The following is a 23,207-nucleotide window of genomic DNA, read 5'->3' as shown; positions in this document are numbered from 1 at the left end:
CACACTGCACAACATGATTTCGGCCGAGAATGTGCGTCTGCGGGGCCTCGGGGACCCTCTCGGCTCGTGTCCGCCCTTCCGGGCAGCGGCGATTCAGGCGCCTCCCGGGACCGACGCGCGTGCCCCCGCAGGGCCCTCCTCGGCGCCTCCGGCGCCCGTTCGGTCCGCGGGGTCCGCGGGGCGCCCGGAGGGGCCCTGGGGGCCGTCGCGGTCCGCCGGGGACGCTTGCGGGGCCGCGACGCCGTGGTACCGCGGGGCCGTGGCCTCACGACGCCACGGCGGGCCGGGTCAGGACGGCCTGTCCGCTCCGGGCTGCAGGTCCTGTTCCGTCCAGATGACCTTGCCGCCGTCGTCGGTGTAGCGCGTGCCCCAGCGTTCGGCCATCTGGGCGACGAGGAACAGTCCCCTGCCCCCCTCGTCCATGCTGGCCGCCTGGCGCAGATGCGGAGAGGTGCTGCTGCGGTCCGACACCTCGCAGATGAGGGTCCTGTCCCGGATCAGGCGGACGCGGATGGGTCCGGTGGCGTAGCGGATGGAGTTGGTGACGAGCTCGCTGAGGATCAGTTCGGTCGTGAAGGCCTCCTCGGCGAGGCCCCACTCCGCGAGTCTGCGGGACACGTCGGAGCGGACCCGGCCCACCGCCGAGGGGTCGGAGGGGACGTCCCACTCGGCCACGTTCTCCGCGTCCAGGCGGCGGGTGCGGCCGACGAGCAGCGCGATGTCGTCACGGGCGCGGGCCGGTACGAGGCCGCGCAGGACGGCCTCGCAGGTCTCCTCCGGTGTCCGGTCGGGGTGCCCGGACAGGGTCCCGCGCAGCAGTTCGAGCCCCTCGTCGATGTCCCGGCGCCGGTCCTCGACCAGCCCGTCGGTGTACAGCACCAGCCGGCTGTCCTGCGGGAGCTGTACGTCGAGGGTCTCGAAGGGCATGCCGCCGAGGCCCAGCGGCGGGCCGCCGGGCACGTCCGCGAACACCGCCTCGCCCTCGGGGCTGACGATCACGGGCTGGAGGTGGCCGGCCCGCGCCATCGTGCAGCGGCCCGAGGCCGGGTCGTAGATCGCGTAGAGGCAGGTGGCCCCGGTGACCCCGGCCCCGTCGGAGCCGTTGGCCGACTCGTCCAGGTCGATGCGGGTCACCAGTTCGTCGAGGTGCCACAGCAGCTCGTCGGGGGGCAGGTCCAGGCTGGAGAAGTTGTGCACCGCCGTACGGAGGCGTCCCATGGTGGCGGCGGCGTGGAGTCCGTGTCCGACCACGTCTCCGACGACGAGGGCGACCCGGGCGCCGGGCAGCGGGATGATGTCGAACCAGTCGCCGCCGACCCCGCCGAGGCCGCCCAGCCCGGCCTGGGCCGGGAGGTAGCGGTAGGCGGCGTCGATGGCGCTCTGGTCCGGGAGCCCCTGCGGCAGCAGGCTGCGCTGCAGGGTGACCGCCACGTTGTGCTCGCGTGCGTAGCGGCGCGCGTTGTCCATGCTCACGGCGGCGCGGGCGACGATCTCCTCCGCGACGGACAGGTCCTCGTCCTCGAACGGCTCGGGCCGCTGAGCGCGCCAGAACATGGCCACGCCGAGGACGACGCCCCTGGCGCGTATGGGGACGGCGATCAGCGAGTGGAAGCCGCACTCGATGATGCGTTCGGCCCGCTCCGGGTTCTGCTGCTGCCAGCCGGCGCGCCGGGTGAGGTCGGGGTCGAGCACCGACCGGCCCCTGAGCAGGCCGGCCCCGACCTCCGTGTCCGGCAGGTAGCGGATGACGGAGCCCAGGGGGTGGAGGCCCGTGTCGTCGCGGGCGCCGCTGAACGCCGAGCGGCGCAGGCCGTCGGTGGTGGCCCGGACGGCGGTGGGCTCCTCCCCGCGGAGCACGCCCTCGGCCAGGTCCACGGTCGCGTAGTCGGCGAACCTGCCGGTGGCGAACTCCGCCAGTTCCTCGCAGGTGCGGACGACGTCGAGCGCGGTGCCGATCTCCGTTCCGGCGTCGTAGAGGAGCGTGAGCCGGCCGCGCGCCGTGGCGGCCTTGCCGCTGAGGGCCTGGAGCTCCGTGGTGTCCCGCAGGGTCGTGACGTTGCCGGGCGGGCCGCCGTCCTGGTCGGTGGCCCGCTGGCTGACGGCGAGCAGGCGGTCTCCGACGGAGTGCACCTCGTCGGTGGCGATGCGCCCGGAGGTCAGCAGGGTGCTGATCACCGGGTCGAGACCGAGCGCGGACACGGGTACGCCCTCGACCTGCGGGCCGAGGCCGAGGAGGCGGCGCGCCTCGTCGTTGGCGAGCAGCAGCCGGCGGTCGCCGCCGACGATGACCACGCCCTCCCGCACGGCGTGCAGGACGGCGTCGTGGTGCTCGTACATCCGGGTCATCTCGGTCGGGTCGAGCCCGTGCGTCTGGCGTTGCAGACGCCGGGTGACCAGCGCCGTGCCCGCCATGGCGAGCAGCAGTATCCCGGCGGCCGAGCCGAAGAGGAGCGGGAACTGGTCCTCGGCGACCCCGCTGACCTTGCTGATGGTGATGCCGGCGGACACCAGCCCCACGACGCGGCCGTTCGCGCCGAACACCGGCACCACGGCCTGGACGAGCGGGCCGATGGTGCCGTTGATCTTCTCCGTCACGACGCGGCCGCCGAGGGCGGGTCCCACCTCGCCGACGAACTTCTTGCCGATCCGGTCGGGCAGCGGGTGGGTGTACCGGATACCGTCGCGCCCCAGGACGACGACGAAGTCGACGCCGGACCTCTTGCGGGCCGCCTCGGCCTTCGGCTGGAGCACGGCGGTGGGGTCGGAGCTCTTCAACGCGGCTTCCGTGCCGGGGGCGTTGGCGAAGGCCTCCGCGACCGCGACCGAGCGGTTGCGCGCCTCGCGTTCGCTGTCCGCGCGGGACTGCAGCACGAGCGCACTCGCGGAGGCAGCGACGAGCAACACCACGATCGCCACCTGCAGGAGGAAGACCTGACCAGCGAGGCTTCTCATACGGAGAAACCTACGCGGGCGGCCGTAGCGTCCGGCCATGCCCCCCTTTCTACACCCTGGCCATACGCCGGGCGAGCCGTGCGCGGTGGCTCCCGGAGGCGTGCGTCCGGGAGCGGGACTCGCGGGTGCCGGCGGGTGTTCCCGCAGCTCAGCCGTCCGCGCGGGCGAGCGGGGGCGGTCCCGGAGGCGCGGCCCGGCGTCCGGGAGGGCGCGGGTGCCCGGCACGGGCCCGCCGGCCGGGGGCCCTTCGGGGCGTCGGGGCCCCGCGCGTCACCGCCCCGTCGCGGCGGCCCCCGCACGGCCGGGGGCGCTCATCCGGGGGCGGGGCGGCCGAAGCGCACCGGGACCCCGGGCGAGTACAGGACGCTCGCGGGCTCGCCGACGGGTGCGGGCAGCCCGGCCGCCGTCACCAGGTTCTCGTCGCACTCCAGGAGGTGCGCGCGGTGCAGCGGCCAGCGGGGGTGCGCGTTCGGGAGGTACCGGGTGCGCCCGAGGACGCTGTTGTGCAGGCCCCAGCGCGCGGTGAGGAAGTGCTCCAGCTCGCTGGGTTCCCCGATGGGCGGCCCGGTGCGCAGCACGATCCGGCTGCGGGCGCCGCGCGGCCCGAACAGGCGCCTGCTGCTGGTGTAGGTGAAGGTGTCGGCCTCGCGCCGGATCGTCATCCGGGACCACACGTAGGGCAGCCGGAAGGCGGCGCGGGCGACGGCCACCGGGATCAGCCGGGAGGCGTCCAGCGAGCGGAAGACCACTCCGCGCCTGCCCTGCGCGTCACGGGAGTACAGCCGGACGTTGGTCTCCGGGAAGGTGCCCAGATAGGGGATGCCGGGGAGGCGGGACCAGCCGACGCGGTACATCCGGAACGCGACGAGTCCGACGTAGGTCACTCCGTCCAGGGTGTCCGGGACGGTGCCGGCCGGCAGGAGCGGCGCCACGTCCGCGGGGTCGGCCGCCCAGTGCAGGAAGGCCAGGTCCAGCCAGGACTGCGTCATCAGCGGGTTCATCGCCGGGTACGGCGGATCGGGGGTCACGGGCTGCGGCGTACGGGCTGTGGGCGGCACCCCGCCAGCATGGCAGAGGGCGCGCGAGGTGGTACGGGAGGCTCCGCGACCGGGGGTGGGCGCCGGGATCCGGCCGGGAGCGGCCGGACGGGAAGCGGCCGGTTCCCCACGGGTCGGGACGCCGGTGCCCCACGGAGCCGGTGCAGGAGGGACACCGGTGCGGGAGGGGCGCCGGTGCGGGGGCGGCTACTGGAGGGCGCGCACCGCCGCGCCGAACAGTGCGGGCAGGCGGTGCGCGGCGGGCACGATCAGCCCAGCGGTCGACGGGTGTCCCGCGGCTCTCAGCAGGGCCCCGGTGAGCAGGCGGTGGCGTCGTGTCAGCCGCGCCCACCGGGCCGGGTAGGCCTCGGGCCGGTGGGCCGCGAGGCAGTCGACCGCCGCCGTCGCGGTCGCCGTCGCCAGGGCGATGCCCTCGCCGGTGAGCGCGTCGACGTAGCCCGCCGCGTCCCCGGCCAGCAGGACCCGGCCGGCCCGCGGGGTGCGCGCCGTCCGGCGCAGCGGCCCGGCGCCCCGGACCGGGCCGTCCTCCAGTCCCCGGAGCCTGCCGGCCAGCGCGGGGAAGGCGGCCAGGTGCTGTGCGTAGGGGCGGCGGTGGCGGCTGAGCACGGCGACCCCGACCAGGTCGTCCCCGACCGGTGTCACGTACGCCTCCCCCTCGCGCGACCAGTGCACCTCCACGCAGTCCGTCCAGGGGGCGGTCCGGTAGTGGCGGCGCAGACCGTACCGGCGCGGTGCGGGGCTGGGGCGGTCGAGACCGAGCGAGCGGCGCACCGGGGAGTGCAGACCGTCGGCGGCGATGAGCCAGCGTGCCGTCAGCCCCGCCGCGGTGACACACGTGTCGTCCTGGCGCACCTCCCCCGCCCGTCCCGTGACGACGCGCACCCCGAGCTCCGTGGCGCGCCGGTGCAGGGCGGCGTGCAGGGCGGTGCGGCGCACTCCGAGCCCGGGGCGGTCCCGGAAGACGGCCTCCGCCCTGCGGTCCCCCTCGACATAGGCGATCCCGCGGAGCGCTCGGCCCGCCGGGGCGATCCCCAGTGCGTGCAGGGCGGCCACCCCGCTGGGCATGATCCCCTCGCCGCAGGCCTTGTCCACGGGCAGCGGCCGGGGTTCGACGACGACGGCCTCCAGACCGGCGGTTGCGGCCCTGATCGCCGCCGCGAGTCCGGCCGGTCCGCCGCCCGCCACCAGGATGTCGATCACGTCCGCGCGTCCACCGTCCCGGGGCGTACCGGTGCGGCGGCGAGTGCGCCGTCCTCGCACCGGATGCGTACGGCCAGGAGGACCGCGTTGAGCGCGGTGAACAGGACGGCGGTCACCCAGGCGCCGTGGACGAGCGGGAGGGCCGCGCCCTCGGCGGCGACCGCCGCGTAGTTCGGGTGGCGCAGCCACCGGTAGGGGCCGCCGGTGACCAGGGGGAGCCCGGGGACGACGATGACGCGGGTGTTCCAGCGGCGTCCCAGGGTGCGGACGCACCACCAGCGCAGGCCCTGCGCCGCGAGGACCACCGCGGCCATGATCCAGCCGTACGGTGCCGTGAAGGGGCGCCCGGCCAGCCAGGTCTCGGCGAGGCAGGCGAGGAGCAGCGCGGTGTGCAGGGCGACCATGGCGGGGTAGTGCCCGCGGCCGGTCTCGACGCCGCCCCGGGCCAGGCTCCAGCGGGAGTTGCGGAGCGCCACCGCGAGCTCGGCGGCGCGTTCGGCGGCGACGGCCAGGACGAGGGCCGTGTACCAGATCATGTGTTCCTCCGGACTACCAGCGCAGCAGCACCAGTTCGCAGCAGAAGCCGGGACCCATGGCCATGAGCAGGCCGGGCGTGCCCGGTTCGGGCCTGCGCCGCTCCATCGTGTCCCGCAGGACGTGCAGGACCGAGGACGAGGAGAGGTTGCCGGTCTCCGCCAGCGAACGCCGGGTGAGGTCGAGGGCGTCCTCGGGCAGGGACAGGGCGTCGGCGACGGCCTCCAGGATGCGGGGGCCGCCGGGGTGGCTCACCCAGCGGGCGATGTCCTTCGTTTTCAGTCCGTGCGGTTCCAGGAAGCCCGTGACGTCCTCCGCGAGGTACCGGCGTACGACGTCGGGGACGGCGGGGTCCAGCACCACGCCGAAGCCGGAGCCGCGGATGTCCCAGCCCATGAGGTGTCCGGTGTCCGGGTAGAGGCGGCTGCGGGTGTCCACGACCTCGGGTCCGTCCACCGGCGCCGGGTGGGCGTCGCCGACGAGGACCGCGGCCGCCGCGCCGTCGCCGAACAGGGCGGTCGCGACCAGGTTCGCGGGGCTCGCGTCGTCGCGCTGGAAGGTCAGCGAGCAGAGTTCGACGGAGAGCAGCACGGCGACCTGCCCGGGGTGGCCGTGCAGGTAGTCGTGCAGCCGCGCCACTCCGGCGGCGCCGGCGACGCAGCCCAGTCCGAAGACGGGGAGGCGTTTGACGTCGGGGCGGAGTCCGAGGCGTCCGACGAGCCGGGCGTCGACGGAGGGTGCGGCGATCCCGGTGACCGAGGTGAACATCAGCAGGTCGACGTCGGCGGGCCGCAGCCCCGCCGTGCGCAGCGCGCCCCGGACGGCTTCGGCGCCGAGGTCGACGGCCGCGGTGATGTAGACGTCGTTGGCCGCCCCGAAGCCGTCGAGGCCGGCGTAGCTCTCCAGGGGCAGCACCGTGTTCCGGGTGCGTACTCCCGCGTTGGCGTGGAGGCGGTCCAGCACCCGGCGGTCGGTCCCGTGCGGCAGGCAGGTGCGCGCGACCATGTCGGTGACGGCCCGCTGGGCGTGGCGGTGCGGTGGGAGGACTCCGTGCACCGCCGCGATCCGGGTCACCCTGGCCACCGCTGGGGAGAGGTCATGCCGCCCATCCTGCCCACAGAACGCAACAAATCCAGGCATATGTGATGGGCGCGGCTGACGTGTTCCCGCCCCCGGCGGTCCCTACGATCGCCCCGTGGACCTCACGGACCGGCCGCCCGCACCCGTCCGCGCCCCGCACCGGCCGCGGGTGCTGCGGGAGTTGGCGCTGTCCTGCCATCCGGGCCCGGTCGCGGCGGTGACGGTGCTCGCCGCGGCGCTCGCCGTGGGCTCGGGCCCGGGGAACGGCCGCCGGGTCCTGGTCACCGCGGCCGTGCTGACCGGGCAGCTCTCGGTGGGCTGGTGCAACGACGCCCATGACGCGGTCCGTGACGCCGAGGCGGGGCGCCGCGGGAAACCGGTCGCCCGGGGCTCGACGGCGCCGCGGACGGTGTGGGGTGCGGCGTTCACCGCGCTGGCCCTGTGCGTGGTGCTGTCGTTCGCGTGCGGCGCCCTGGCGGGCGCCGTGCACCTCACCGGGGTCCTGGCGGCGTGGGCGTACAACCTGAGGCTCAAGGAGACGGTGCTGTCCTGGCTGCCGTACGCGATCGGCTTCGGCGGTCTTCCGTGCCTGGTCGCCCTGAGCCTGCCCGGCGGCCCGTGGCCCGCGTGGTGGGCGGTGGCGGCGGGGGCGCTGCTCGGTGTCGCGGCCCATCTGGGCGACGTGCTGCCGGACATCGCGGCGGATCTGCGGGCGGGGGTCCGCGGTCTCCCCCAGCGGCTGGGCGCGGCGCGCACCCGGCGGCTGCTCCCGCTCCCCTTGGCCGCGGCGACCGCGGTGCTGGTCCTGGGGCCCCCGGGAGCGCCGGGCCCGGCCGCCGTCACCGCCCTCGGCGGGGTCGCCGTCTGCGCCGTGCCGGCGTGCACCCGGTGCGCCGGTCCGCGCCCGGCGGGCAGGCGGAGCACCGGGGCGCGGCGCAGGAGGCCGTGGCGCAAGGGGGCGCTCGCGGGGACGGTCGTGGTGGCGGCGGCCGATGTGGTGCTGCTGCTGGCGCGGGGCACGGGGGTCGCCTGACGAGTGGCGGGACGCCCCGAGCCCTCTCCCGGGGCCCGGAACGCGCCCGTGGAGGGGTGCGCGCGAGGAGATATCGCGGGGATCGGCGCACATTTCTTACTGGGGGGTAGGCTCACCCGTCCTCCTTGCTATACCTTCCGTCTAACAAGGAGGACGGAAGGCCGCCCGGCATCGGCCGGAACCGGCCCTTCGCCGAGGGCTGCCGTCATCTCCGGCCGCCCTGAGGGCCCATGACGAACCGTCACCGACGACGCACAGGTGACAGCACCAGGGACATCGCTGACGAACCGAGGAGCCGCACCATGGCAAGCAGCACCGTTCGACCGGACGCGGAGGACCGCGCACCCGAGGACCACCTCACCCGCCGCCTGCTCGCTTCGGCCGCCACGCTGGCCTACGACCCCGCCACCGAGGTCGACTGGGAGACGCCGCTGGACAAGGAGTTCCACGGCGCGAGTCCCGAGTGGAGCACCCTGTACGGCACGGCGTACTGGAGCGAGCTGACCGAGGCGCAGCGCCGGGAGCTGACCCGGCAGGAAGCCGCGTCGGTGGCCAGCACCGGCATCTGGTTCGAGATGATCCTGCAGCAGATGGTCCTGCGCGACGTCTACGCGAAGGACCCCACCAGCGCGGACGTCCAGTGGGCGCTCACCGAGATAGCCGAGGAGTGCCGGCACTCCATCATGTTCGCCCGCGGCGCCCAGAAGCTGGGCGCTCCGGCGTACCGGCCGCACCGGTTCGCGGTGGAACTGGGGCGGGCCTTCAAGACGCTGGCGTTCGGGGAGGCGGCGTACGCGGCGATCCTCGTCGCGGAGGAGGTCCTCGACGTGATGCAGCGCGACTGGATGCGGGACGAACGGGTGGTGCCCTTCGTCCGCACCATCAACAACATCCACGTCGTGGAGGAGTCCCGGCACATGAAGTTCGCCCGGGCCGAGACCCGCAAGCACCTCAGCGGTGCGGGCCCCGTGCGGCGCCGGATCAACGCCCTGGTCATCGCGATCGCGTCGTACGTCATCGTCACCAGCATGGTGAACAAGGACGTCTACGCCCACGCCGGGCTGGACGGGAAGCGCGCCCGCCGCGAGGCGAAGGCCAACGAGCACCACAAGTCCATGATGCGTTCGAGCTGCTCGGGCCTGATGGACTTCCTGGCCTCGGCCCGCCTGCTCACCAAGCCCGCGATGGTCTTCTACAAGCGTGCCCACCTGATCTGAGCGGACGACATGACCTACGCCATCACCCAGACGTGCTGCAGCGACGCCACCTGTGTCTCGGTGTGTCCCGTCAACTGCATCCATCCGACGCCGGAGGAGCCGGACTTCGGCCGGACGGAGATGCTGTACATCGACCCGAAGTCGTGCATCGACTGCGGGGCCTGCGCCGACGCCTGCCCGGTGGAGGCCGTCTTCCCCGTGGACAGCCTCCCCGCCGCGCAGGCGGAGTACGGTCCGCTCAACGCGGCGTACTTCGCCGGGCGGGACTCCGGACAGGACCCCGAGGGGCCGAACTTCCACGTGTGGGGCGCGCCCGCCTTCACCCGCAGCCTGCCCTCGGACTTCGCCCCGCTGCGGGTCGCGGTGGTGGGCACGGGACCGGCGGGGATGTACGCGGCCGAGGACCTGCTGCTGCACACCTCGGCCGAGGTGACGCTCATCGACCGGCTGCCCGTCGCGGGCGGGCTCATCCGCTACGGGGTGGCGCCCGACCACCTGTCCACGAAGAAGGCCGGCGACACCTTCGCCCGGTTCCACACGCATCCGCGGGTGCGCATGCACCTGGGCCTCGAAGTGGGCCGGGACGTCAGCCACGCGGAACTGGCCGCACACCACGACGCGGTGGTCTACGCCGTCGGCGCGTCGGCAGGCCGGCGGCTCGGCATCCCGGGCGAGGACCTGGCCGGCAGCATCTGCGCGACGACGTTCGTCTCCTGGTACAACGCCCACCCCGAGGTCGCCCCGGACGCCGTGGACCTGTCCGCGGAGCGGGCCGTCGTGGTCGGCAACGGCAATGTCGCGCTCGACGCGGCACGGATCCTGGTGTCCGACCCGGAGGCGCTGGCCGCGGGGGACATCGCGCACCACGCCCTGGAGGCGCTGCGCGCCGGCTCGGTGCGCGAGGTGGTGCTGCTGGGGCGGCGGGGCCCCGAGGACGCCGCGTACACCTCGTCCGAGCTGATCGCGCTCACCCACCTGCCCGGTGTGGAGCTGGTGGTCGACGACCACGACCCGCGGACCGGTGCGGCCATCGACGCCGCCGCTCCGGGTGACAGGGCCGCGCTGCTGCGGGGCGTCACCCGTGAGGCCGTCGACTGGTCGGGCCCGCCGCCGGCCGGGCGACGGATCGTGTTCCGCTTCCACTCCGCACCGGTGGAGGCCCTGCCCCGGGTCACGGACGGCACGGTCGGCGCGGTCCGGGTGACGGACGGCACGGACCGCGCGGCGGGCGGCGCGGACACGACGGCCGGTCCGGGGAACGCGTCCGGCCGGGAGATCTCCGCCGGGCTGCTGCTGCGGGCCGTGGGCCGGCGCGGGCTGCCGGTCGACGGGCTGCCGTTCGACGAGGCGACGGGCACGGTGCCGCACGAGGGCGGACGGGTGGACGGCCGGCCGGGTACGTACGTCGTGGGATGGATCAAGCGCGGCCCCTCGGGCGGCATCGGGGCCAACCGGACCTGCGCCGCCGAGACCGTGGGCACCCTCCTGGACGACGCGGTCCGCGGTGCGCTGCCCTCACCGGAGCACGGGGCGAAGGCCTTCCGGCGGCTCACACGGCGCCGCAACCGGCGGCTCGTGGACGCCCGCGGTCTGGCGGAGATCGAGCGCACCGAGCTGGCGCTGGGGCGCCGCGACGGCCGCCCCAGGGTCAAGCTGGCGACCGTTCCCGAGCTGGTCGCCGCGGCGAAGGGCGGCCGCCGCCGGATGTCCGGCTGAGCCGGCCGGGCCCGGGCCCGGCGAGTCCGCTGTCAAGACGAACCTCCTCGCCTACCAAGGACGGACCGGTTCACCTCCCTGCCGTGCCGCTTCGACGCCAGCCTCGAACCGGACAGGGAGGGCGCGCCTGCACGGTGAGCAGCGGGAGCGTCCTGGACGCCTTCGGCCCTGCTACTCGAGTGGCGAGGCGAAGGCCGGCCCCGGCGCTGACGCTGCCGGGCCGGTACCGAAGCAGCCTGGCGGTTCCGGCGCGCACGGCAGGCCGCGGCGCCCGAGGCGGCTGCGCACACACGATCGCCCTTCCGGTGCCCGCCCCGTGTCCGCGTGGACACGGGGCGGGCACCGGACTTTTCCCTCATCCGGCGGCAAACCGTCCGCGCCGGATCCCCCGGTGGCACCGATCACTTGATCGAAAATCGGGTGCGGTTAACATATGAGCACCGCCTAGCTCGAAAGATGGACTTGTGACTGCCACCGAGGACTCGTTCACCCATTGGAAGACCCGCGAGGAGATCGCGGAGTCGATGATCCCGATCATCGGGAAGCTGCACCGGGAACAGGACGTCACGGTCCTGATCCACAGCCGCTCCCTGGTGAACAAGTCGGTGGTCAGCATCCTCAAGACCCACCGCTTCGCCCGGCAGATAGCCGGCCAGGAGCTCTCGGTCGTCGAGACGCTGCCGTTCCTGCGGGCGCTCACCACGCTCGACCTCGGCCCGTCCCAGATCGACCTGGGCATCCTGGCCGCCGCGCACCGGAGCGACGACCGCGGGCTGTCGGTGGAGGACTTCACCGCCGAGGCGGTGGCCGGCGCCACGGGCGACAACAAGACGGAGCGCCGCGAGGCGCGTGACGTGGTCCTCTACGGCTTCGGCCGCATCGGCCGCCTCCTGGCCCGCCTGCTCATCGAGAAGACCGGTTCGGGCAACGGCCTGCGGCTGCGCGCCATCGTCGTGCGCCGGGGCGCCGGGCAGGACATCGTGAAGCGCGCCTCGCTGCTGCGCCGCGACTCCATCCACGGACAGTTCCAGGGCACGATCACCGTCGACGAGGCGAACAGCAGGATCATCGCCAACGGCAACGAGATCCAGGTGATCTACTCCGACGACCCGACGGCCGTGGACTACACGGCGCACGGCATCAAGGACGCCATCCTCATCGACAACACGGGCCGCTGGCGCGACCGTGAGGGCCTGTCCCAGCACCTCCGTCCCGGCATCGCGAAGGTCGTCCTGACCGCGCCGGGCAAGGGCGACGTCCCCAACGTCGTGCACGGCGTCAACCAGGACATGATCAAGCCGGACGAGCAGATCATCTCCTGCGCCTCCTGCACCACCAACGCGATCGTCCCGCCGCTGAAGGCGATGGCGGACGAGTACGGCGTGCTGCGCGGCCACGTGGAGACCGTCCACTCGTTCACCAACGACCAGAACCTGCTGGACAACTACCACAACTCCGACCGGCGCGGCCGGTCGGCGCCGCTGAACATGGTCATCACCGAGACGGGTGCCGCCTCCGCCGTCACCAAGGCACTGCCCGATCTCGACGCGAAGATCACCGGCAGCTCGATCCGGGTCCCGGTCCCGGACGTCTCGATCGCGATCCTGAACCTGCAGCTGGCACGGGGCACCGACCGCGAGGAGGTCCTCGAACACCTCCGCACCGTGTCGCTGACCTCGCCGCTCAGGCGCCAGATCGACTTCATCACCGCTCCCGACGCGGTGTCGAGCGACTTCATCGGCTCCCGCCACGCCTCGATCGTCGACGCGGGCGCCACCAAGGTCGAGGGCGACAACGCGATCCTCTACCTCTGGTACGACAACGAGTTCGGCTACTCCTCCCAGGTCATCCGGGTGGTCCAGCACGTCTCCGGGGTCGAGTACCCGACCTACCCGGCGCCGGCGGTCTGACCGGGCGCGGCCGGGGGCTCTCCGCGCGGTGAGCCCCCGGCCGGACTCAGACCGGGTCCGGCCCCTCCGCGCCCGGCAGCGGCTGTTCGGCCCAGATCGCCTTGCCCGCACCGGTGTAGCGGGTGCCCCAGCGCTCGGTGAGGCTCGCGACGAGCAGGAGTCCGCGTCCGCCCTCGTCGTCCGTCCGGGCGCGGCGCAGGTGCGGGGCGGTGCTGCTGCCGTCGAAGACCTCGCAGACGAGCGCGGTGTCCCGGATGAGGCGGAGCCGGATGGGATCGCTGCCGTGCCGGATGGCGTTGGTGACCAGCTCGCTGACGACCAGTTCGGTGGTGAACACCGCGTCGTCCAGGCCCCAGCGAGTGAGCTGGGCGGCGGCGCGCCGGCGGGCGTTCGCGACGACGGCCGGATCGGCGGGCAGGTCCCACGCGGCGTAGTGGCCGGCGTCCAGGCGGCGGGTGCGGGCCAGCAGCAGGGCCACGTCGTCGGTCGGATGCTCGGGGACCAGTGTCTCCATGACCGTGTCGCAGGCCTCTTCGAGGGAGTCCGAGGTCCGGCCGAGCAGATCGCGCAGCTCGGCGACCGCCTGCCCGGCTTCCCTGCCCGCCGTCTCGATCAGGCCGTCCGTGTAGAGGGCGAGGCGGCTGCCCTCGGGGAGCTCGAACTCGGCCGCCCCGAAGGGCTGTCCGCCGAGTCCGAGCGGCGGTCCGGAGGGCAGCCGCAGCTGCTCGGTGCTGCCGTCGGGGCGGGCCACGACCGGCTCGGGATGGCCGGCCCGTGCCATCGTGCAGTGTCCGGTGGCCGGGTCGTAGACGGCGTACAGACAGGTGGCCCCGGCGACCTGCCCGCCCTCCGGGCCGCCCGCGGGCTGTTCCCGGTCGAGGGTGAGCGCCAGGTCGTCGAGCTGGGTGAGGAGTTCGTCGGGGGCGAGGTCGACGTCGGCGAGCGTCCGGACGGCGGTGCGGAGCCGGCCCATGGTGGCCGAGGCGTGGAGTCCGTGGCCGAGGACGTCACCGACCACCAGGGCGACCCGGGCGCCGGACAGCGGGATGACGTCGAACCAGTCCCCGCCGATGCCCGCGTCGTTGGTGTTCGGGACGTAGCGCGCCGTGACGTCGACCGCCTGCTGGCGGGCGGCCCGGCGGGGCAGCAGGCTGCGCTGGAGGGCGAGGGCGGTGGACCGCTCGCGGGTGTAGCGCCGGGCGTTGTCGACGCACACGGCGGCCCGGGACACGATTTCGGCGGCGAGCTGCAGATCCGCGGCGCCGAACGCCCCGGGGGTCCGGTGCCGGCAGAACAGGGTGGTGCCGAGGGTGATGCCGCGGGCCCGCAGCGGGACCACCATCACCGCGTGGATCTCGTGGTCGCGCAGGCTCCGCAGCCGTCCGGCGTCCGCGGTCCACGGCCCCGGCGCCTCCTCGTCGAGGTCCAGGCGCACCGGTTCTCCCTGGACCAGCGCGCGGCCCACCACGGAGTCACGGTCGTAGGTGTGGGTGTCGCCGACCTCGACGACCGACTCGGGACATCCCTCGAGGACGGAGCGCTGGGCGGCCCGGTGGAAGGTGATCGACTCCCGGTTCAGCACCGACCGCGCCTCGTCGCCGGTCAGCACCTCGGACAGCAGGTCGACGTTGGCGAAGTCGGCGAAGTCCTCCACGGCGAGCGCCACGAGCTCCTCGGCGGTGCGGCCGACGTCGAGGGTGCTGCCGATCCGCATGCTGGCCTTGTTCAGCACGGCGAGGCGGCGGCGCGCCCAGTACTGGTCGGTGGTGTCGAGTGCCACCACGGACACCCCCCGGACCTCGCCCGCGGCGTCCCGGACGGGGGACAGCGCGGCCTGCCAGATGTGCTCGCCGCTCTCGTCGGTCAGGTGCGTCTCGTACGGCTCCCCCTGGCCCGTCCGCAGCACCCGCTCGATGGCCCCGGCCAGTCCTTCCCCGCCCTCCAGGAACAGACCAGGCTCGACCTCCCCGGGCCGCAGCCCGAGCAGGGCCGCCTCGGACCGGCCGACCGAGTCATCCGCGGCCCGGTTGGCCATGGTGAGCAGCACGTCCGGGCCGAAGTAGCCGACCGGCACCGGCAGCTGCTCCAGGATCCGGGCGCGTTCCTCGTCGGAGGGCGCCCCCGGCGGCGGTCCGGCGCCCGCGGCCGGCGGGGTGGGCGCACCGCTGTCCGGCGGCGGGCCCGTGCGGCCCGTCCCGTCCGTGCTCATGGGCGCATCACTCGTCCTCCCCGCCAGGCGGGTCACTCCGCACGCGGGATACGCGGCCTCGGTTCCAGAATGCCTCGGCGGGTTCCGCCTCTCAACCGGCCCCTCCCCCGCTCACAGCTGATCGTGCCGGTGCCGGGCGGGGGCGAGCGGACCGCCGGGTCCCAGCGCCAGTTTCGCGAAGCGTTCGCCCATGAGCCGGTGCGTGGCCGCGTCCGGGTGCAGGCCGTCGGGGAGCGGCAGCACCGCGGAGTCCGCCTCGCCGTAGAGCTCGCGGCCGTCGAGGAGGTGCAGGTTCGGGTCATCGGCGGCCCGCTGCCCGACGATGCGGGCGAGCTCGTCCCGGACGATGCCCAGGGTGAGCTTTCCGGCAGCGGTCTCGGCCGGGTCCCCCGTGGCGCGGAAGCCCACCCTGCCCTCGCTCAGGGCGCTGTAGTCCGGGGCGCAGGGGCCCGGTGTGTGCTCGTGGATGGGGCACAGAACGGGCGAGACGACCAGCAGCGGTGTGGTCGGGTGCCCCTCGCGGACGGTGTCGAGGAACCCGTGGACCGCCGGGGTGAAGGCGCGCAGCCGCATGGCGTCGCTGTTGACCAGGTTGATGCCGGCCTTGACGCTGATCAGGTCCGCCGGGGTGTCGCGCAGGGCGCGGGCGGTGAACGGGTCGAGCAGGGCGCCGCCGGCGTAGCCGAGGTTGACCAGCTCCACCCCGCCGAGTGCGGCGGCGACGGCCGGCCAGGTGGTGGTGGGGCTCGCCGCGTCGGAGCCCTGGCTGATCGAGCTGCCGTGGTGCAGCCACACCGCGCGGCCGGTGGCCGGGACCGGTTCGACGGGGGCGTCGGTGCGCAGGGCGATCAGCTCGGTGGTCTCGTTGTGGGGCAGCCAGATCTCGATGTCCTTGAGGTGGTCGGCCAGTCCGCCGAAGCGGACGGTGCCGGCCGGGCCGGGCCGGGTCTCGGCGGTCCCGGCGGCCATGTCGATGAACAGGGTGTTGCCCCCGCTCGCACGGGCCTGGTCCGTGAGGCGGCCGTCCACGAGCAGGTCGTAGACCCCGTCCGGCCGGGGCGGGGCGCCCGCGTAGTCCCGCTTGGTGGGCAGGGTGTCCAGCTCGACGAGGGTGGCGCGGGTGCGCAGGGCGATCCGCACACCGGACGGCTGGGCCTCGGCCATGGCGAGCTGGCCGTCGGTGTTCTGGGCGCGGGCGCGGGCGGGCAGCCGGTGCGGCAGCAGGCCGTGCGCGGTGCGCTCCAGGTCGAGTGCTCCGCGTACCAGGTCCTCGCTGAGCGGGGTGGTGAGGAGCGGGGAGGGGGTGGTCATGGTCGGCCGCCTGTCCGGAGGTGGGTGGGGTTCGGTCGTGTCGCGGGGGCCCGCCGGGGTCAGGGCGCGGGCCAGTTCCGCAGCAGGGCGTCGAGGGCGTCCAGGACGCGTGACCAGCTCTCCTGGGAGCCGGGCCTGCTGTGGTCGAAGCCGCCGGCCGACTCCAGGCTGATGTAGCCGTGGAAGACGCTGCCCAGCAGCCGGACCGCGTGTGTCTGGTCCGGCTCCGCCAGGTCGTAGCCGCGCAGGACGGCCCGTGACATCTGGGAGTGCCGGGGGCCGGCGCCGGCGGCGGCCGTGGCGGGGTCGAGCCTGAGCCGGGCCGCGTCGTAGCGCCCGGGGTGCTCCCTGGCGTAGTCGCGGTAGGCGTTGGCGAACGCCTCCAGGGCGTCCTTGCCCGCCCGGCCGGCCAGGGCCGCGGAGACCCGGTCGGCGAGCTCCTCCAGGGCCAGCAGGGCGATCCTCGTCCTGAGGTCCTGGGAGTTCTTCAGGTGCGAGTAGAGGCTCGCGTCCTTGACGCCGAACTGCCTGGCCAGGGCCGCGACGGTCACCTTGTCGAAGCCGACCTCGTCGGCCAGTTCCGCTCCGGCCCGCGTCAGGCGTTCGGGTGTGAGACCTGCTCGTGCCATGACCACGCTCCCTTTCGACAGATTCGATTATGCATCTACCTAGGCCTACTAGGCAAATCGCTAGGTGCATTAGGTCGGCGATCCGCCGGGCGAGCCCGGGGCACCGGCGCCCGGTCCGCGACGGGCCGGGCCGGGCGGGGCCGCCGACCGGGCGCCGGAGACCCCCGGCGCGTCCGCGGACGGGACGCCGATGAGGCCGTGGCCCGTACGCCGGAGTGCGGAGCGGTCCTCCGGCGTACGGGCCGCGTCAAGAAATGCGGCGCATTCGTCAGGAGCCCGTCAACGGCTCAGGACCTGCGGCATTCCCGCGATTCACTTCTGTTCGGCCGTCCCGGCCGATGTCCCTTTCCCTCACTTCACCCAGGAGCTCACGATGGCCGATCTGGCCTTCGTCGCCACCACGGTCGCGGTATTCGCACTGGTGGCCCTCGTCGCCCGGGGGGTGACGAAGCTGTGACCGCCGAGAACATAACCGGCCTGGTCGTGGCCGTCTCCCTGCTGGTCTACCTCGTCCTCGCGCTCGTGTACCCGGAGAGGTTCTGACGCTCGCCATGAGCCCCGTGACAGCCGGCGCGCTGCAATTGCTCGCCTTGATCTCCGCACTCGCCCTGGCCTATCGCCCGCTCGGCGACCACATGGCCCGGGTGTACGCCTCCGAAAAGCATTACCGGCCGGAGAAATGGATCTACCGTGCCGTCGGAGCGAATCCCTCGGCCTCAATGCGCTGGACCGCCTATCTGCGCGCCGTGCTCGCCTTCTCCGCGGTGGGCGTCCTCTTCCTGTACGCCCTCCAGCGGTTCCAGGGAGTCCTCCCCGGCTCGCTCGGCTTCGTGTCGATCGACCCGGACCAGGCGTTCAACACCGCGGCCTCCTTCGTGTCGAACACCAACTGGCAGTCGTACTACGGCGAACAGGCCATGGGCCACGTCGTCCAGACCGGCGGCCTCGCGGTGCAGAACTTCGTCTCGGCCGCGGTCGGCATGGCCGTGGCCGTGGCCCTCGTACGCGGGTTCACGCACTCCCGCACCGGTGAGCTCGGCAACTTCTGGGCGGACCTGGTCCGCGGCACCGTGCGCATCCTGCTGCCCCTCGCCGTGGTCGGCGCCGTCGTGCTCGTGGCGTGCGGGGTCGTCCAGAACTTCGCGGGCATCCACGAGGTCGGGCAGTTCACCGGCGGCACCCAGCAGTGGAACGGCGGAGCGGTCGCCTCGCAGGAGGTCGTCAAGGAGCTGGGGACGAACGGCGGGGGCTACTTCAACGCCAACTCGGCCCACCCCTTCGAGAACCCGACGCCCTTCTCCAACCTCTTCGAGATCTTCCTGATCCTGCTGATCCCGTTCGCGCTGACCCGGACGTTCGGCCGGATGGCCGGCAACCTCCGGCAGGGCTACGCCCTGCTGGCCACGATGGCCGTCATCTGGATCGGCTTCACCGCCCTGATGCTGTGGACCGAGTCCGCCCACCGCGGTCCGGCCCTGGAGCTGGCCGGCGGGGCCATGGAGGGCAAGGAGACCCGCTTCGGCATCGCCGGATCGTCCCTCTTCGCCGTGGCGACCACCCTCACCTCGACCGGTGCGGTCAACTCCTTCCACTCCTCGTACACGGGATTCGGCGGCGGCATCACCCTGCTGGGCATGCAACTGGGCGAGATCGCGCCGGGCGGTGTCGGTTCCGGCCTGTACGGCATGCTCGTCATGGCGGTCATCGCGGTGTTCATCGCCGGTCTGATGGTCGGCCGGACCCCGGAGTACCTGGGCAAGAAGATCGGGACCCGCCAGATCAAGCTCGCGGCGTGCTACATCCTGATCACCCCGGCGCTGGTGCTCTGCTTCACCGCCGTGGCACTGGTCCTGCCGACCCCGCCGGACTCCATGGCGAACAGCGGGGCCCACGGCTTCTCCGAGATCCTCTACGCCTACACCTCGGGCGCCAACAACAACGGCTCCGCTTTCGCCGGTCTCAACGCCGACACCCAGTGGTTCAACACCACCCTCGGGATCGTGATGCTGCTCGGCCGCTTCCTGCCGATCGTGTTCGTCCTGGCGCTGGCCGGCTCGCTCGCCGGGCAGCGGCCCGTCCCCGACACCGCGGGCACCCTGCGCACCGACAAGCCGCTCTTCTCGGGCCTGCTGGTCGGCACGATCCTCGTCCTCACCGGTCTGACCTACTTCCCGGCCCTGGCACTGGGTCCGCTCGCCGAAGGGCTCGCCTCATGAGCACCGCCACCCCTGTCCGCGCCCCGCACGAGGGCCCGTCCGGCGCCGCGGGCGCCCCTTCCGGCCGGGTCGGCGGGGGGCTCTTCGACCCGCGGCAGCTGCTCAGGTCCCTCCCGGACGCGGTGCGGAAGCTCGATCCGCGCCTGATGGCCAGGTCCCCGGTCATGTTCGTGGTGCTGGTCGGTTCGGTGCTCACCACCGTCCTGGCGCTCCTGGACCCGGGCGACCTGTTCGGCTGGGCCATCGCGGCCTGGCTGTGGCTGACCGTCGTCTTCGCCAATCTCGCCGAGGCGGTCGCCGAGGGCCGCGGCAAGGCGCAGGCCGACACCCTGCGCCGGGCCAGGACCGGCACCGTCGCCCGCCGTCTGGAGGGCGGCGAGGAGGTCGGGGTGCCCGGCACGGAGCTGCGGATCGGCGACCTGGTCGTCTGCGAGGCGGGCGACGTCGTCCCCGGCGACGGCGACGTCGTCGAGGGGGTCGCGTCGGTCGACGAGTCGGCGATCACCGGCGAGTCCGCCCCGGTGATCCGGGAGTCCGGCGGCGACCGCAGTGCCGTCACGGGCGGCACGAAGGTGCTGTCCGACCGGATCGTCGTCAGGATCACCACCAAGCCGGGTGAGACCTTCATCGACCGGATGATCGCCCTCGTCGAGGGTGCCGCCCGGCAGAAGACGCCCAACGAGATCGCGCTCGACATCCTGCTGGCGTCGCTGACCGTCGTGTTCCTGCTCGCCGTGGTGACGCTCCAGCCGTTCGCGGTCCACGCGGGGGCGCGGCAGTCCCTGATCGTGCTCACCGCGCTGCTGGTCTGCCTCATCCCGACGACCATCGGGGCGCTGCTCTCCGCGATCGGGATCGCGGGCATGGACCGGCTCGTCCAGCGCAACGTCCTCGCCCTGTCGGGGCGCGCGGTGGAGGCGGCGGGTGACGTCTCGACGCTGCTGCTCGACAAGACCGGCACGATCACGCTGGGGAACCGGCAGGCCGCGGCGTTCGTACCGGTGGACGGGGTGACGGAGGAGGAGCTGGCGGAAGCGGCGCAGCTGTCGTCGCTGGCCGACGAGACCCCCGAGGGCCGCTCGGTGGTGCTGCTCGCGCAGGAGAGGTACGGCCTGCGCGAACGCCGCACGGACGAGCTCGCCGACGCCGACTGGATCGCCTTCACGGCCCGGACCCGTATGTCGGGTGTGGACGTGGACGGCCTCAGGGCCCGCAAGGGGGCGGCCGGTTCGGTCGTGGCCTGGGTGCGGGAGCGGGGCGGCCGCGTCGCCGACGACGCCGGCCCGCTGGCCGACCGGATCGCGGCGGCCGGCGGCACACCGCTGCTGGTCGCCGTCGAGGACCGGAAGGGCGCCCGGGTCCTCGGCGTCGTCCACCTGAAGGACGTCGTCAAGCCCGGGATGCGGGAGCGGTTCGACGAGCTGCGCCGGATGGGCATCAGGACGGTCATGATCACGGGTGACAACCCGCTGACCGCCCGGGCGATCGCCGAGGAGGCGGGGGTCGACGACTTCCTCGCCGAGGCGACCCCCGAGGACAAGATGGCCCTCATCAAACGGGAGCAGGCGGGCGGCAAACTCGTCGCGATGACGGGCGACGGCACCAACGACGCCCCCGCGCTCGCCCAGGCGGACGTCGGTGTGGCGATGAACACCGGCACCTCCGCCGCCAAGGAGGCCGGGAACATGGTGGACCTGGACTCCGACCCCACCAAGCTCATCGAGATCGTCGGGATCGGCAAGCAGCTCCTCATCACCCGGGGCGCCCTCACCACGTTCTCCCTCGCCAACGACGTCGCGAAGTACTTCGCGATCATCCCGGCCATGTTCGCCGTGGTGTACCCGGGCCTGGACCGGCTGAACGTGATGGGGCTCGCCTCACCGCAGTCCGCGATCCTGTCCGCGGTCGTCTTCAACGCGCTGATCATCGTCGCCCTCGTACCGCTCGCCCTCAAGGGGGTCAGGTACCGGCCGACGAGCGCGGACCGGATGCTGCGCCGCAATCTCGCGGTCTACGGGCTCGGCGGCCTGGTCGCCCCGTTCCTCGGGATCAAGGCCGTCGACCTGCTGCTCTCCCTCGTCCCCGGGCTCTCCTGAACCAGAAACGGCCGATCAGTCATGAACACCTCCCTCAAGAACACCGCCCGGCTGCTCGGGGCGGGGCTGCGCGCCCTGCTCGTCCTCAGCGTCGTCTGCGGACTCCTCTATCCACTGGCGGTCACGGGCGTCGCCCAGGGGCTCCTCGGCGGACGGGCCGACGGCTCCGAGGTCCGGGACGGCGGGCGCACCGTCGGATCGTCCCTGATCGGGCAGCGGTACGACCTGCCGAAGCAGGACCCGGACGACCCGGACGAGGTGGCGCGGCCGGACCTCAGGTGGTTCCAGCCCCGTCCGTCGAACGGGCTGGGCGTCAACGGCGTCAACCTCCGCTACTCGCTGCTCCTGTCCGGCGCCACCAACCGAGCGGCGGACGACGCCGACCTGACGGCATGGGTGACGGAGGCGAAGGCGGCGGTGGTGGCGGACAACTCCGTCCCGGGCCACCGGGTGCGGCCCGAGGACGTGCCGGCCGACGCGGTGACCTCCTCCGGATCGGGCCTCGACCCGGACATCTCCCCCGCGTACGCGAAGCTCCAGGTCCACCGGGTCGCCGAGCGGAACGGCCTGCCCGTCCGGCAGGTGGCGGGGCTGGTCGCCGCGCACACCGAGGGGCGCACCCTGGGGTTCATGGGCGAGCCCCGGGTCAACGTCCTGGAGCTCAACATCGCGCTCAGGCAGGCGCGCGGCGCCTGACCGGGCCCGGCGCCGGCCGGTCCGGGTACGGCGGGCGCGGGCGCCGGATCAGTCCGGCGGCCCGTCGTCCGCCGCGTGCCGGAAGCAGGAGACGGCCACGACGAGCGGCCAGAACGACTGCGCGAACGTCAGGACGCGCTCGGCGGCCCCCGCGGTGTCGAGCAGGTACAGGGCGAGCAGGAACCAGGCCCCGCCGAGCCACATCAGCCCGGCGGCCGTCGCGGAGGGCGCGGGCCGCAGCCCCCACGGTGCGGTTACGCCCCGGGGCGGGACGGTGGGGCGCCGCAACGGGTCCGCGGCCCGCACCGGCGCGGCGGGCGGGTCCCCGGCCCGGCGCCGTACGGCGAGGACCGGCCACACCGCGAGCAGGGAGAAGCCCACGGCCACCACCACCCCGTGGGCGAACGATCCGCCGCTGCTCGGTGCCGGGAACAGGGCCAGCAGCATCGCCGAGAGTCCCCCGCCGGCCAGCGCCGCCCGTCCGGAGGGCGCTGCGGGCCGCAGTCCGGACGCGGTGACCACGTGGCAGATGCCCAGGGCGAGCAGGGCCGGGGTCATCACCCAGTACCCGGCGGCGCCGTCGGAGGCGAGGATGCTGATCGTCGTCGACGCGGGGTCGTAGCCGGGCCCCTGGAGCTCCGCCGAGACCGTCCAGCCGCCGACCAGGAGGACCGGGGCGCAGACCGAGGAGAACAGGACCCACCACGGGACAGATCGCATCGGTGAACGGTAGATCGCCCGGACCGGGACAGCCCGGTGTACACGCTGGCGAACCGCCGTGTACTCCGCCGGTGAGGGGGTAGACGCGTGATACCGGGTCATATGACGGAGTGTGAACCGCACCGCTGGGCCTGTCCCGGCCCTGTGCCCCGGGACCCCCGTATCGGATGTTGGACGAACCCGGAGGAGAACCCTGTGCTGACACCCAGCCCGCAGGACCTGAGAGTGGCCCTGGCCCGTTACGCGGACGCACGGATCGAGGACGCGCGGCGTCCCACGGACGTGACCGCCCGCGCGGTCGAGGACGCCGCCTACACCCTGTGTGTGATGACCGGCACACAGGCGGTCCCGCAGGCCCTGCACACCGCCGACGCCATGCTCGGAGCACGGCCGGCGATCCCCTCCCCCGAGCTCCGCCGCACCGTCGGCGCTCCGCGGGACGAAGACCTCCAGGCCGCCTGACCGGCGGCCGCGCGCCGGTGCCGCGACGCGGCGGCCGGCGCACCGCCGGCCCGGTCCGGGTCCGGAGATCGGAAGAGCGTCGGGGAGGGAAAGAGTGTATAAGGTGACGTGTAGATCTCGGTGGTGCGGGCTCGGCTGCGAACCGTCCATAAGGGCCATGACGCCGTC

18 protein-coding genes are annotated in these 23,207 nt (G+C 73.7%); 9 read left to right on the top strand and 9 right to left on the bottom strand.

Annotation, left to right across the window (positions count from 1 at the left end):
* Positions 1-288: 288 nt before the first annotated feature.
* From ABZ172_RS24800 to ABZ172_RS24780, 5 genes are all read right to left on the bottom strand, one after another.
* Positions 289-2,991 carry a SpoIIE family protein phosphatase gene (locus ABZ172_RS24800; RefSeq protein WP_356886553.1) on the bottom strand — a complete coding sequence of 901 codons (2,703 nt, stop codon included), beginning with the start codon at positions 2,989-2,991 and terminating at the stop codon, positions 289-291.
* Positions 2,992-3,263: 272 nt separating this feature from the next.
* Positions 3,264-3,953, bottom strand: coding sequence for a DUF2071 domain-containing protein (locus ABZ172_RS24795; RefSeq protein ID WP_356886607.1), 690 nt, complete (start codon positions 3,951-3,953; stop codon positions 3,264-3,266).
* Positions 3,954-4,196: 243 nt separating this feature from the next.
* Complete coding sequence (locus ABZ172_RS24790; protein ID WP_356886551.1) at positions 4,197-5,210, bottom strand: FAD-dependent monooxygenase; 1,014 nt, start codon at positions 5,208-5,210, stop codon at positions 4,197-4,199.
* Complete coding sequence (locus ABZ172_RS24785) at positions 5,207-5,746, bottom strand: isoprenylcysteine carboxyl methyltransferase family protein (protein ID WP_356886549.1); 540 nt, start codon at positions 5,744-5,746, stop codon at positions 5,207-5,209. Before ABZ172_RS24785 ends, ABZ172_RS24790 begins: the two co-directional genes overlap by 4 nt.
* 13 nt (positions 5,747-5,759) lie before the next feature.
* Entirely contained in the window at positions 5,760-6,818 is a 1,059-nt protein-coding gene (locus tag ABZ172_RS24780) for a 3-oxoacyl-[acyl-carrier-protein] synthase III C-terminal domain-containing protein (protein ID WP_356886547.1), read from the bottom strand.
* A 121-nt stretch (positions 6,819-6,939) separates the two neighbouring features.
* Between ABZ172_RS24780 and ABZ172_RS24775 the strand changes: the two genes are divergently transcribed.
* The 4 genes from ABZ172_RS24775 to ABZ172_RS24760 all read left to right on the top strand — a co-directional run bounded on the left by ABZ172_RS24775 (position 6,940) and on the right by ABZ172_RS24760 (position 12,700).
* Complete coding sequence (locus tag ABZ172_RS24775) at positions 6,940-7,857, top strand: UbiA family prenyltransferase (protein WP_356886545.1); 918 nt, start codon at positions 6,940-6,942, stop codon at positions 7,855-7,857.
* Positions 7,858-8,159: 302 nt separating this feature from the next.
* Entirely contained in the window at positions 8,160-9,074 is a 915-nt protein-coding gene (locus ABZ172_RS24770; RefSeq protein ID WP_356886543.1) for a diiron oxygenase, read from the top strand.
* Positions 9,075-9,083: 9 nt separating this feature from the next.
* Entirely contained in the window at positions 9,084-10,790 is a 1,707-nt protein-coding gene (locus ABZ172_RS24765) for an FAD-dependent oxidoreductase (protein WP_356886541.1), read from the top strand.
* A 464-nt stretch (positions 10,791-11,254) separates the two neighbouring features.
* Positions 11,255-12,700, top strand: coding sequence for a glyceraldehyde-3-phosphate dehydrogenase (locus tag ABZ172_RS24760; RefSeq protein ID WP_356886539.1), 1,446 nt, complete (start codon positions 11,255-11,257; stop codon positions 12,698-12,700).
* 46 nt (positions 12,701-12,746) lie between these two features.
* Here the strand turns inward: ABZ172_RS24760 and ABZ172_RS24755 are convergent, their stop codons facing one another.
* The 3 genes from ABZ172_RS24755 to ABZ172_RS24745 form a co-directional block, all read right to left on the bottom strand.
* The gene (locus ABZ172_RS24755; RefSeq protein ID WP_356886537.1) at positions 12,747-14,909 is read right to left on the bottom strand and encodes a SpoIIE family protein phosphatase; all 2,163 of its coding nucleotides are present in this window, start codon (positions 14,907-14,909) and stop codon (positions 12,747-12,749) included.
* Between the two features lie 111 nt (positions 14,910-15,020).
* Positions 15,021-16,220, bottom strand: a complete 1,200-nt coding sequence (locus ABZ172_RS24750; protein ID WP_356886535.1) for an SGNH/GDSL hydrolase family protein — start codon at positions 16,218-16,220, stop codon at positions 15,021-15,023.
* A gap of 59 nt (positions 16,221-16,279) precedes the next feature.
* Positions 16,280-16,849: a WHG domain-containing protein gene (locus tag ABZ172_RS24745; protein WP_356886533.1), complete on the bottom strand. Its 570-nt coding sequence runs from the start codon at positions 16,847-16,849 to the stop codon at positions 16,280-16,282.
* A 453-nt stretch (positions 16,850-17,302) separates the two neighbouring features.
* Between ABZ172_RS24745 and kdpF the strand changes: the two genes are divergently transcribed.
* Genes kdpF through ABZ172_RS24725 form a run of 4 tightly spaced genes read left to right on the top strand, consistent with a single transcriptional unit; the run spans position 17,303 to position 21,857 of the window.
* Positions 17,303-17,392, top strand: a complete 90-nt coding sequence (kdpF, locus tag ABZ172_RS24740; protein WP_356886531.1) for a K(+)-transporting ATPase subunit F — start codon at positions 17,303-17,305, stop codon at positions 17,390-17,392.
* 8 nt (positions 17,393-17,400) lie between these two features.
* Complete coding sequence (gene kdpA, locus ABZ172_RS24735; protein WP_356886529.1) at positions 17,401-19,065, top strand: potassium-transporting ATPase subunit KdpA; 1,665 nt, start codon at positions 17,401-17,403, stop codon at positions 19,063-19,065.
* A complete protein-coding gene (kdpB, locus tag ABZ172_RS24730; protein WP_356886527.1) occupies positions 19,062-21,161 on the top strand; it encodes a potassium-transporting ATPase subunit KdpB in 2,100 nt (699 codons plus the stop codon). Before kdpA ends, kdpB begins: the two co-directional genes overlap by 4 nt.
* A 21-nt stretch (positions 21,162-21,182) precedes the next feature.
* Positions 21,183-21,857: a potassium-transporting ATPase subunit C gene (locus ABZ172_RS24725; protein WP_356886525.1), complete on the top strand. Its 675-nt coding sequence runs from the start codon at positions 21,183-21,185 to the stop codon at positions 21,855-21,857.
* A gap of 48 nt (positions 21,858-21,905) precedes the next feature.
* Here ABZ172_RS24725 and ABZ172_RS24720 read toward each other — a convergent pair whose 3' ends face one another.
* Positions 21,906-22,577, bottom strand: coding sequence for a DUF998 domain-containing protein (locus ABZ172_RS24720; RefSeq protein WP_356886523.1), 672 nt, complete (start codon positions 22,575-22,577; stop codon positions 21,906-21,908).
* A gap of 195 nt (positions 22,578-22,772) precedes the next feature.
* On the opposite strand from ABZ172_RS24720, the gene ABZ172_RS24715 reads away from it, so the two are divergent.
* The gene (locus tag ABZ172_RS24715) at positions 22,773-23,039 is read left to right on the top strand and encodes a DUF5133 domain-containing protein (RefSeq protein WP_356886521.1); all 267 of its coding nucleotides are present in this window, start codon (positions 22,773-22,775) and stop codon (positions 23,037-23,039) included.
* Positions 23,040-23,207 lie beyond the last annotated feature (168 nt).

The organism is Streptomyces sp. NPDC006296 (genome assembly GCF_040613235.1).
Taxonomy (GTDB): domain Bacteria; phylum Actinomycetota; class Actinomycetes; order Streptomycetales; family Streptomycetaceae; genus Streptomyces.
Note: the sequence above shows the minus strand (reverse complement) of the source record. Positions and strands in the feature narration are given on the sequence as shown.